Origin of the sequence: Exiguobacterium sp. s194 (assembly GCF_018618275.1) — a bacterium.
GTDB lineage: Bacteria > Bacillota > Bacilli > Exiguobacteriales > Exiguobacteriaceae > Exiguobacterium > Exiguobacterium chiriqhucha.
Genome location: NZ_JACSLT010000014.1, coordinates 39,567 through 48,412, shown reverse-complemented (window position 1 = coordinate 48,412; position 8,846 = coordinate 39,567). Strand labels below are relative to the sequence as shown.

The following is an 8,846-nucleotide window of genomic DNA, read 5'->3' as shown; positions in this document are numbered from 1 at the left end:
GTGTCGCAACTTAAACGTTAGGGTGAGATTATGGTTGCTGGCAAGTCCTTTTTCTTTTCTAAAATAGGAGTGCAGAGTTGTGTACGTTTCCGTTGCACACTTCTGCACTCCTATTTTGCATTACACATTTATAGTAGAAGTTAATGCTTTTTAGCCAAAAATTAAATTAAACATAAATTGTATATATTTAACTTTCAAAAAATCGAAATGAATATAGAGGTAATAGATGCTATAATTTTATAAGGAAAATAATATCATATTTAAGGAGAATTTTATGTCTAAAGTAATAGGTGGAAGTACAGGCCAAGCACGTCCGAAAGTCATACCAGGTGGAACAGGAAAGAGTAGTTCGGGTACGAATCAACACGGACGTTCAAAAGTTATACCAGGTGGAACAGGTAATAGTGGTTCGGGTACAAATCAACATGGAACTCGTAACTCGAACAATTCGAATAGCTCAAATAATTCGGATTGTTTTGTAGCTACAGCCGCATTTGGCACGCCTTTACAGCACGAAATTCAGGTTCTTCGTGATTGGCGTGATCGGTCGCTTCGATATACAAGTGGCGGTCGTAAATTTATTACGGGTTATTACAAGTTTGGGCCGATAGTCGCAAGCTTTATTAATAAATATCCAGTTTTTAAAGCGCCAGTACGTTATATGGTCAAATGCATTATTCATTTAATTAAATAAGGTCGTGACTTGTGGAATTACAAAAACAATTTAAAAAAGAAATACTGCAAACTGAACTTCACTACTTACAGTTGCTTTGTATACAAGAAACTATTAACAGTCTAGAACATACTTTTTGGAAACAAGAGAAAGGTTGGCCGGAGTCGGCAAAACGTTGGCAAATCGAGATGGACTCATTAAATGAGAACGTGAAAAAAAAACGATATATAACAGAACTTTTATCGACTTCATTGGCCGATAAATTTGTACCGAAAGGATATCCAAAGGAAACCTTTAATTTCATACTTAATTTATACGAGAATTCTAAACGATATGAGGAACTTTTAGAAGAATTTGTTCCAGGTCGAGTAGTTTCTATTGAGGAACTACTCTTTTTTTCTAAACAAATTCAATTTATGTTGGATGATGCACAAAACCTATTGAAGATTTTCCCATATGAGAAGACATCATTTTTAATCAAGGTTTTCAAACGTAATGAATCAGAATATTTCTTGAATACGTTACATCAATTTTTTAAACAATAACTTATAGAAGAATAAGGGTGAATAATGATGTGGCTAATAAAACTATTTGTGAGACTCGGGAGGAAAGCGAAAATGCGAAAAGATTTGTGGGAAGACGACCGGCCCCTTGGATACCTTCAACTTAATGAAAAGTCAATTAAGCCTCTTAGTCCGTCCATGAAAGACGTAAAGCAGGCATACTCTACCGCCATTAAACAATCGCCTTCTTTCACGATAGAGGAGCTCTCCCATTTAAACGATTGGATTCAGTATCGTTTATTTAATATATATTTGACAAAAGTTATCTCAGCTGTAAATAAAGATATAAGTTTGACGGAAGATACTAAGGCAGCATTTTTGTTTAATACTAAGCGCACAACATCTTCGTTAAATGAATCAGACGAATGGATTTATCTAGGTTCACAGTTGGTAGATCAGTTGAACGAATTTTCACTAGAAGATCAAATTGAGATGATGAAGTACCCTAATCATGAAAAAACTTGGGACATAAAAAATCAAATTATTAAATCCCGAATGATTGAAACTTTGATAATGAAGAAAGATGACTTTGCCAAGATGTATAAGCAAGTCATTGAACAGGCGACTATTATAATCGATTTGTTGGAAGCGTATGGGTTGTCATTAAATGAATTTAAGATTGAAGAAGTCGATATTCAGTTCGATGAAGTTTTAAAAGCAATGCAGATTTCTTACTTAAAGCTAGAAGCAGGAGACCGTTTAGAGTTAGAAAAATGTATCACCGTAGATGTTTGCGAGACAAGTGATATAACAAAAGAATTTTCAATAAAAACAATTATACAAAAAGGAATTACTTGGAAAGGTGAATTACATCGTAAAGCTTCAGTTGTTGTATACCGTTGGGAGGAAGAATTAGATGACTAAAATTGTAGGTATTGACTTTGGAACAACTAACTCGTTAGTTGCTTTTGCACAAAACGGAAAAGTTCGGACAATTCAAAGTGAAGATATCGAACGTATCTTACCTTCGATTGTTTGTAAGTTTGATGGTCAACTGATTATTGGAAAAGAAGCAAAAGAAAACTTAGGAGCTTTCTCTAAAGGAGACGGAATAAAAGAAATAAAAAAATACATTGGTAAACCTAAAAGAATAAAATTTGATGGTCGTTTAATGTCGCCGTATGAAATTGCAGCTATCATTTTACGGAAAATTAAGCGGAACCTACAACTTTATTTTAACGAAGAAATTACCGATGTTGTTATCACAGTACCTGCTCAATTTTCAGATTCTCAAAGGAAAGAAATAATTCAAGCCGGTGAGGCAGCAGGATTTACCGTTCGAAAAATTATTAATGAACCTACAGCAGCTTTGCTTACGTACGCAGCTGAAAATTCTATTCAAAAAGAGACGGTCCTTTGTTATGACTATGGCGGGGGTACCTTTGATGTTTCGATTGCTGAAATTACAAGTAACTATAATGGCCAAAAGGTAAAAATATTAGCTACAGGCGGTAATCGAGAGTTAGGTGGTAGCGATATTGATAAGTTGTTATTCAATGTTGTTAATCAGGAATTAAAACAAATGCGAGGTTTCTCATTTAACGGGCAAAAAACAAACTTAGATTTTGGGGCACTTCAAATTTTTTCGGCTGTTGAAGCCTTGAAAATTGATTTGACTGACAAAGAGGAAGCGTCTATAAGCATCCCGGCGCTCCAAAAGCCGGACGGTGGAACAATCGGTTATTTTAGAAAAATGAAAAGAGGTGAATTTGAATCGTTAATTAGTAAAGAAATTGACAAGACGATTCAAATCGTCCTAAACGTAGCGAGGGAGAGTGGTGTAACACTCAGACATATCGACAAGGTACTACTAGTCGGCGGTAGCAGCCGAATCCCATTCGTAACAAAACAAATCAAGTCGAAACTTGGTATTCCTGCAACCTTTGGAAACATTAATCCTGATGAATGTGTAGCTATTGGTGCAGGTATTGAAGCGGCAAATCTATCAGGAACGTCACTGCTAAAGAAAAACGTCAGTATCACCCGTGACGTATGTCCATTTACTTTAGGCTTAAAATATGGCGATGGTGTCAGTAATGATTTATTTGATCCATTAATCACGAAAAACTTCCCTTATGGTGAGGAATTTAGTGAAGAGTACTCAACTGCTTTAAATAGACAAAACACGATGGAGCTTGAAATTTATCAAGGCGAATCGAACTATGCTAGTGAGAACGAAAAAGTATGCGATTTTGTGGTGCGCAACATTCCTGAACGTGACGCTGGAAAAGAGAAAATTCGAATTACTTTCAAATACAATACAGATGGTATTTTATCAATTCGCGCAAAGGTATTAAGCACGGGTGTTGAGGTGACTCATACACACAAATATGGCTATAGCGTTGAAGCATCTCGCGCTACAAAAAATAAGGTTGAATCACACTTTATTCAGGATGATAAAGTCGAAGAGGCAATCGCGATGGTAGAATCTTTGAAAAAACATAATGCACACCAAGATAAAAATCGTATCATCGAAGCAATTAAATATGAGAATAAAGATGAATTAGATGATATTATGGCGGGCCTTTTAGACTAGTCGATCAAAGTGAGGTATGAGGGATGAAAAATATTATATTACTACCCCGAATTGTAGATGATTTAAAGACGATATACGATGAAATGAATAAACCGCTAACTGATATTCCATCTATTATGAAGAAAGAATTTTGTCCGAATAATCGTGGTCTCCTGTATTTTGAAGAAGGTAGTTATATAAAAATTTGGTCTAAACATTTAGCACTTGTTTGTGTTGGGGCAAACGAAAAAGATAGTTTGAAAGTCGTTTCAGTTAAAACAGTAAAAGATTTTCAGTATCACTTTATTTTAGAACGGGGGAAAATCTTAACTGGGGATTGGACGTTCGTGATGCCAAATGATACGCGTCGTTTACAAAAGAACAATCACAGTCAAAATGAATCTTCTATGAGGTTTATTGAGGACGAACTGAGAAAGAATAGTGAAGATTCTTTTTCAATTGACGATGGTGTTGCGTTTGCAAAATATATCGCGTACTGGGAAAATCACGATATTGTAAAAAAATATCAAGAAGAAGCTTTGTTTGAAAGAAAAACAGCGTCTATCGCACAATTTAATCGTTTTACGATTGATTTTGATAAAGAGTTAATTAAAGTTCAACTAAACGAAGGTAACTCTGATTATAGAGTAGATGAGAACATTGTAATTGCGTCTGAAGACGTATGGCAGAGACGTTATCAATTAGACAATGGTCATTTAAAGACATTACGAGGCTTCAATCTAGGTCGTGTAAGAAAATACCATAAAGGTAATCGTATACTTATTATTCACTCTAACTCCTTGACCATCCAAAAATTAATGGAAGATAAACGATTAAAAACAGGTTATTTATGGGTTGATGATGTCGGATCAAAATCTAAACTTAGACGTGAAAGTGAAGCTTTAAAAACCTTATTTAGAGGAGAAAGTGTAAATAAGCAACTAAAAAACTTTATTCCTGAAATTGGTTCGATTAAAAATCCCGTTGTGAATGAACAGGTTAAATTTGAATTGCTCTCTGATGGGTTCCATGAGTTCAAAGACAAGCAAAAAGAAGCTGTCTTAGGTGCTCTAACTTGTAGTGATATTTATCTTATTCAAGGTCCTCCAGGCACTGGCAAAACAACCGTAATTAGCGAAATTATTCAATATCTAGTAAATGATAATAAAAAAATTCTATTGTCGTCTCAAACAAATTTAGCAGTCGATAATGTTTTACAGCGTATTGGTCAAAAAGAAAATGTGCGCGCTATTCGAATTGGTCCGAAAGAAAAATTTGAGCTTGATAGTATTCAATATTCACTCGAACATCGAGTCGAAGATTTACAGAATAAAATGACAACTACGTTGAAGGAACGTCCTAATCATTTCAAGGTTGTAAAGGAAATGATGAAGAACAGTACAACTTTGCTAGAAGCTCATCGTTATGTAAAAAAAGAGATTAAACCGATGATTAATATTAAGAAAAACCTTATCACTTATGAAGATATACTGGGCAAGACAATTAATGAAGAGAATCACTTACAAAACAAACTAGACGACAAGAAGAGTGTTGCACAGATTCAGCATGCAGCAATTGAAGGGCATGCAGGTGTCTTAGAACAATTGAATAAAATTCAGCAAAATAGTACGAACACTTTAACAGAAAATATTATGAGTGCTGACATAATGGATGAAATACACCTATCAGATGAAGATACTTACAATGTACGTATTTACAAAGGTTTAGTGAATGAAATTCAAATAATTATTGCTGAAGTAAAACAATTAAAAGAAGATCGAGCGAATTCTATTATACTGATGGAACAAATTGTAAACGACATGAAGTATACGAATTTACGAATCGAAGGGTTAGAAGCACAACGCCCTGAATTATCGGAGCAAATGCAAACTTATCTTATGCATGACGTAAACAACTTCAAGTTGACGATTGAAGACTTAAAAGTAGATTGGCATGAGAAAAAATATCAACTAACAAAGCTTGACGAAAAAATTTCGAACTTAAATGTTAAAGCTTTAAACTTACGCAATTTAGCACTTGAAATTAAAGGAGTAATTGAGCAAACAATCATTCGAAATCGTCATATTTGGGAGAAGTATTTTAATACTTCTACGATAACTAAAGAAAAATTCGTAGATTTGTGGGGTCGAATTGATAGTTTTAAAGAAGAATTTTCATCAGTGATTCAACATACACAACTATTAACTAAGTTGGATGACTTTAATAAAGCCGCTTCTGTTCAAAAGGAGTTGGTAGAACTACAGCAAATGCTTGACGCACTGAAAATAGAAAAGCACAAGAATCAGAGGTATGTATCGAGATTTAATGAGTCATTAGTTAGTTATGCGCAAAATAATCTATTGAAAGTTTATATGGCTTATTACGGTATTCAATTTGATCAGCTAGAAATTGAACAAGAATTATCTCGAACACATGCGTTTATTTCTACATATGAGAAGAATGTAGAAGAGTTAAAATTGTATGAATCGACGCTAGATATTCAAGAGGAATGGAAGCAAAAATTAGCATATTATCAGCAAAGCTTTGAGGATATTTATATTAACACCTCAAATTTAATTAGTGCAACTTGCTTAGGTATCGCCTCAACGACCAATAACCATTTCCTAGATACAGAGTTCGATTACGTTATTTTAGACGAGGCTGCACGTGCTTCAAGTATGGAATTGTTGATTCCTTTGATTCGCGGTAAAAAAATTGTACTTGTTGGAGACCATAAGCAAATTAGTCCAACGTTAGAACGTGATATTTTAGAGAAATTAGAACGAGATAATGTGGTCAATACCACTGAAATTAACTCAGTTTATAAAAAGTCTTTATTTGGCTTATTGTACGAGGATGCACACGATCAACTTAAAACATTTTTAAATAAGCAATTCCGTATGAATCCAGATATTTCTCATGTTGTCTCAAAATATTATTACGACGGGAAATTATTAGATGGTGAGAACGTGCATTTCAAAAAACATACGTTAGAAACTCATCTATCTAAAGCATTTTATTGGATAGATACGCCAAACTCACCTCAGTTTTTCGAAAAGAAAGAAAGCACGTCGTTCTACAACGAGGGTGAGATTCAAACGATCATTGCTGTATTGGAATGGTTGAATAACAAGCTACAAGTTCGAAAATCTCTAGGGATTATTAGTCCTTATAAGGCTCAAATGAATAAACTCTTAGAAGTTATTGATACTGAACAATATCCGATGCTTGATATTGAAATCAATACAGTGGATGCCTTCCAAGGGCGAGAAAAGAATATTATCATTAATAGCCTTGTACGTAACAATAAACAAGGGATTGTAGGTCACATTCGTCAGGATTCGCGCATGAACGTAGCATTATCACGGGCGCAAGAATTATCTATTTATGTGGGTAATGTTGATTTTATTCGTAGTAATAAATCAAAAGTTTTCAAAATCAATAGCATGATTAACGATTCAGAACAACGGAATACGGTTTTACATGCGAATGATTTTTTGAAAGATGGTGAAACTGTATGGAATTAATGAAAATAGAACAGATCCATGAACGTTACGAAGAGTTTATGGATGACTATCGCTTAAAAGGCTCCTATAGTGTCTGGATTCCGTTTTTTAAAGTGACTCTACAGATGAACTATTTGTATGAAACTGAATTAACGATGACAGAAGATTTTGTTTGTAAATGCATTGAGCGCGGTATTGCAACTAAATCAAAAATCATGTTTGTTTTAGCATTGGATGAAGAAGTATTTGATATGGTGATTGCCCCCTTATTAGATAGTGACTATCTAGAGGAACGGGTTGAGGACAGTCAAATATTTTACAGGTTTACTGAACTTGGAAAAACTCTTATTGAAAAAAGAACACGGTTTGAACCGAAAACAATGATGACCGACTGGTACTATGACGGTCTAGGAGATAAGTACAAATTAGATTTTTTCTCGACTTCTCATGAACACCGGTTTAAAAAAATTAAGGAAATCTCGAAAGAGAAAGACCAGTTGATTATTACTCCGACTGTTTTTCCAAAGTATGAATCAGACTTGCATTTTCAGTTGCTTGCTCGTCAAACGATTGAAAAAATCGATGAAACAGATCAAGCAGAACAAGAACAGATTACGTCTAAAAGTATTGTGAATATTGAACATTTTGAATTACTAGCAGACCGAGAAATCTATTACCACGAATACCGTGTACTTGTTTTTCAGAATGACGCAAATGAATTTAAGTTAATTGCTCATGATCCATGTGGCAAAGACTTTGTTGACCAACAAGTCACAGAATCCATTATGGAATTAGCAGAGGATGGATATTTTGCTGATTTACTTGTTGATGGACCGGAACAGGTTTCAATCGATGGGATTTTAACAGCATTAAAAAATTATGCCAATGAAATGCTTAGTACACGATTGGCGACAGTTGTTAACGATGAGACTTGGGTGGAACGAATCAGTCAACAGAATATAGACGAAGTAAATACAGGTCAAAGTATAGAGATGATTGAGGAGATTGAGCATGTAGAGCCTTTAGAGGAAGTGAATAAAGACACGTCCCTCCAACTGGCCCAAATTGAAGAATACCGACAGTCATTAGAAAACATTGAACATTTAGCACCAAAAGATATTTCAATACGGTACATTATGAATTACAAAATTCGTGAACAATTTCTCGAGTACTTAAAGAATGCAGAAAAATCCTTATACATCATTAGTCCGTGGATGAATAACTATGTTATCAATAGCGAATTTAAGCGCGATTTAGAGAACTTACTTAAGCGTGGTGTAAAAATTCGTATTATTTGCGGGATTGCTGATTTCACAAGTGAGAATCAAGATTATCGTGATAAAAACACACAAAAAATTGCGAACGAACTGATTCGTATTGCTGAACCTTATGATGATTTGTTTGGACTAAAGTTTGGTCAAACCCATGAAAAATTACTTATCTGTGATGACGTTCACTACATTAATGGTAGCTTCAATTTCTTATCTTATTCAGGGGGCGAAGACAAGTATTTTAGAAATGAAGGTAGCACATACTGTCAAGATGAAACTCTTATTCAAGAGACAATTAAGCTACGATTTGATTTTTAA

General features: G+C 34.5%; 6 protein-coding genes. All 6 read left to right on the top strand.

Features of this window, described 5'->3' with window-relative positions; translation table 11 throughout:
* Positions 1-274: 274 nt before the first annotated feature.
* Positions 275-694, top strand: coding sequence for a CFI-box-CTERM domain-containing protein (locus KNP85_RS14870; protein WP_214803853.1), 420 nt, complete (start codon positions 275-277; stop codon positions 692-694).
* A gap of 11 nt (positions 695-705) precedes the next feature.
* The gene (locus KNP85_RS14865; protein WP_214803851.1) at positions 706-1,218 is read left to right on the top strand and encodes a hypothetical protein; all 513 of its coding nucleotides are present in this window, start codon (positions 706-708) and stop codon (positions 1,216-1,218) included.
* Between the two features lie 72 nt (positions 1,219-1,290).
* The gene (locus KNP85_RS14860; protein WP_214803849.1) at positions 1,291-2,100 is read left to right on the top strand and encodes a hypothetical protein; all 810 of its coding nucleotides are present in this window, start codon (positions 1,291-1,293) and stop codon (positions 2,098-2,100) included.
* Positions 2,093-3,772: an Hsp70 family protein gene (locus KNP85_RS14855; RefSeq protein ID WP_214803847.1), complete on the top strand. Its 1,680-nt coding sequence runs from the start codon at positions 2,093-2,095 to the stop codon at positions 3,770-3,772. Before KNP85_RS14860 ends, KNP85_RS14855 begins: the two co-directional genes overlap by 8 nt.
* 23 nt (positions 3,773-3,795) lie before the next feature.
* On the top strand, positions 3,796-7,278 hold the full coding sequence (locus KNP85_RS14850) for an AAA domain-containing protein (protein ID WP_214803845.1): 3,483 nt from the start codon (positions 3,796-3,798) through the stop codon (positions 7,276-7,278).
* Positions 7,269-8,846, top strand: coding sequence for a phospholipase D-like domain-containing protein (locus tag KNP85_RS14845; protein ID WP_214803843.1), 1,578 nt, complete (start codon positions 7,269-7,271; stop codon positions 8,844-8,846). Before KNP85_RS14850 ends, KNP85_RS14845 begins: the two co-directional genes overlap by 10 nt.